Raw genomic sequence first — 2,673 nt, forward strand, 5'->3', positions numbered from 1 at the left:
AGTAAGACCCCTGAAAGACCATCAGGTTGATAGGTTAGAGGTGTAAGTGCAGTAATGTACTCAGCTGACTAATACTAATAGGTCGAGGACTTGATCAATATTAATTCACTGTGCAATTTTGAGAGAACAAAGTTCTTTCAAAGGAAACTCACTCAGCGTAGCTGAGGAGTACTGATTAACGACACTCTTGAGCAGAAGCTCATGAGTAGCCGACCATCACAAAATCGAAGATTTTGGATGTCTGGCTATCTGGTGGTTATGGCTTGAAGGTAACACCCGTTCCCATTCCGAACACGAAGGTTAAGCTTCAAAGCGCCGATGGTACTGCACTGGTGACGGTGTGGAAGAGTAGGTCGCCGCCGGGTAGTATGGCTGGATAGCTCAGTCGGTAGAGCAGAGGACTGAAAATCCTCGTGTCCCTGGTTCGATTCCTGGTCCAGCCACCAAAACTCTAACTACTTATATAGTTAGAGTTTTTTTATTTTATAATTATAACTTTATAAACTTGATACTAAAAAAAGCTTAAGTATTTTCTTAAGCTTTTTTGATATAAATTTAGCAGAATGATCTTATAAAGTATTTAAAAAGTCTAAAACATCATTAATATGATTATTTACTCTAACTTTCCTATATATTTTTTTAATTATACCATTCTCATCAATTATAAACGTACTTCTCTCAATACCCATATGTTTTTTTCCATACATAGTTTTTTCCTTTAAAACTCCATATAAATTTACAACTTCTTCGTTAGTATCGGATAAAAGTAAGAATGGTAGATTTAATTTTGATATAAATTTATCGTGAGAAGCTATAGAGTCTCTACTTATTCCTATAACGATTATATCTTTATCATTAAACCTACCTATATTGTCTCTAAAAGCTTCTGCTTCTTTTGTACATGCAGATGTATTATCTTTAGGATAAAAATATAAAACAACTTTTTTGCCTCTAAAATCACTTAATTTATGTTCTTTTTTATCAGACCCTGGAAGAGTAAAGTTAGGAGCTAGAAGTTTTTCTTTAATTTCAATCATAGTCATAAAATCACCTTCAATTTAATATTATGGATTTATTATAAAATAATAATTATCAATTATCAACTACCATTTAGTATATAGAAATAATTAATATAAAGAATAGTTAAAATATTATTGACAAGGTACAAGATGGCTGATATAATAGCAAATGTGTTTAAAATATAATATATATGATTCACTAGCTCAGTCGGTAGAGCACATGACTTTTAATCATGTTGTCCGGGGTTCGATTCCCCGGTGGATCACCAAAGTACATCTTACAATAAATAGATGTACTTTTTTTATTTATTGGAAATCACAGTATGGAATGTGCTATAATAATACAAGTTGTGCAAAGCATACTATAATATTATTAATAAATTTAAAGGAGTTTATAATGGAAAATAAAGTTTTAGCTAAGGTTAATGGAAGAGAAATAACACAAAAGGATATTGAATTATCCATTCAAAGGTTTCCACAGGAAAGACAAAGATATTTAGAAACAGAAGAGGGGCAGAGACAACTGCTAGAGCAGCTTGTTGCTTTCGAATTATATTATAATTACGCAAAAGAAATTAATTTAGAGAATTCCGATGAATTTAAAGAGAAACTAGAAGGCGTAAAAAGAGATATGTTAACTCAAATGGCTGTAGATAAAGCTCTTTCTGATGTGAAAGTTTTAGAGGAAGAAGTAGTTAGTTATTACGAAGCAAATAAACATATGTTTGTTGATGGGGAAAGCGTTGTTGCAAAACATATTCTTGTAGACTCTGAGGAATTGGCTAGAGAAATACAAGATAAAGTAAAAAATGGTGAAAGTTTTGAAAGCGCAGCTGAAAAATATTCTTCATGTCCTTCAAAAGCACAAGGAGGAAATTTAGGCAGATTCGGAAGAGGGCAGATGGTTCCAGAATTTGAGGAAGTAGCTTTTGGATTAGAAGTAGGAGCTATTAGTGATCCAGTTAAAACTCAATTTGGATTTCACATAATAAAGGTAGAAGATAAACAAGAGCCTAAAGTTAAATCCTTTGATGAAATGGAAGACATGATAAGGTCACAACTTTATCAGGAAAGACAAAATTATAAGTATATGACTTTTTTAGATGAGTTAAAAAAGAAATATTCAGTAGAAATGTAATAAAATAAAGTTAAAGCAGTATATCTTGAAATCTAATAGTTTTAAGATATATTGCTTTTTTATTATTAAAGATTTTTAAAGCAGCGTGAATAAAGAACTGTTATAGCATATACTTAACCTGGAGTGTCTAATGAAGTAAGATGATGAAGAAGGACAGCATTTTAAAGAATAATAAAGATAATTTAATGCTAAAGCATATTTATGCTAAGCATGTACTATATCATTCTGATAAGATAGTCAATGTTGTCGAAAGAAACAGAAAAACATTTCAATAAGTAATTTATCTTAATACAAATAAAATTTTCGAATATTTTTAATTTTGAAAAAAGTTGTTGACAGATGATTATAAAATTGATATACTAAATAAGCTGTCTGATGATGGCGAAATGAATGGTCTTTGAAAATTAAACAGAATTAAGGTAAATAAATGCCAGTCAATAACTGTAATTGAGTAAGGATACTCAAAATGAAGTTATAGAGAAGCGAAGGAAACTCGCTCAGCGAAGCTGAGGAGTG

General features: G+C 31.0%; 2 protein-coding genes, 2 tRNA genes and 2 rRNA genes. 5 read left to right on the plus strand and 1 reads right to left on the minus strand.

Translation table 11 applies throughout. The annotated features are described in order from the left end of the window. From CLHOM_RS11080 to CLHOM_RS11090, 3 genes are all read left to right on the plus strand, one after another. Positions 1 to 98 (plus strand): 23S ribosomal RNA (locus CLHOM_RS11080); the annotation flags it as partial. Positions 99 to 248: 150 nt separating this feature from the next. Then, positions 249 to 365, plus strand: a 5S ribosomal RNA gene (gene rrf, locus CLHOM_RS11085). Positions 366 to 370: 5 nt separating this feature from the next. Beyond that, positions 371 to 446 (plus strand) — tRNA-Phe (locus tag CLHOM_RS11090). Positions 447 to 569: 123 nt separating this feature from the next. Here the strand turns inward: CLHOM_RS11090 and CLHOM_RS11095 are convergent. Beyond that, entirely contained in the window at positions 570 to 1,043 is a 474-nt protein-coding gene (locus tag CLHOM_RS11095) for a peroxiredoxin (protein ID WP_052221766.1), read from the minus strand. Between the two features lie 169 nt (positions 1,044 to 1,212). Between CLHOM_RS11095 and CLHOM_RS11100 the strand changes: the two genes are divergently transcribed. After that, a tRNA-Lys gene (locus CLHOM_RS11100) sits at positions 1,213 to 1,288 on the plus strand. 128 nt (positions 1,289 to 1,416) lie between these two features. Then, a complete protein-coding gene (locus CLHOM_RS11105; RefSeq protein WP_052221767.1) occupies positions 1,417 to 2,157 on the plus strand; it encodes a peptidylprolyl isomerase in 741 nt (246 codons plus the stop codon). Positions 2,158 to 2,673: the final 516 nt, after the last annotated feature.

This window comes from Clostridium homopropionicum DSM 5847, from assembly GCF_001263795.1.
In the GTDB taxonomy this organism is placed as follows: domain Bacteria; phylum Bacillota; class Clostridia; order Clostridiales; family Clostridiaceae; genus Clostridium_H; species Clostridium_H homopropionicum.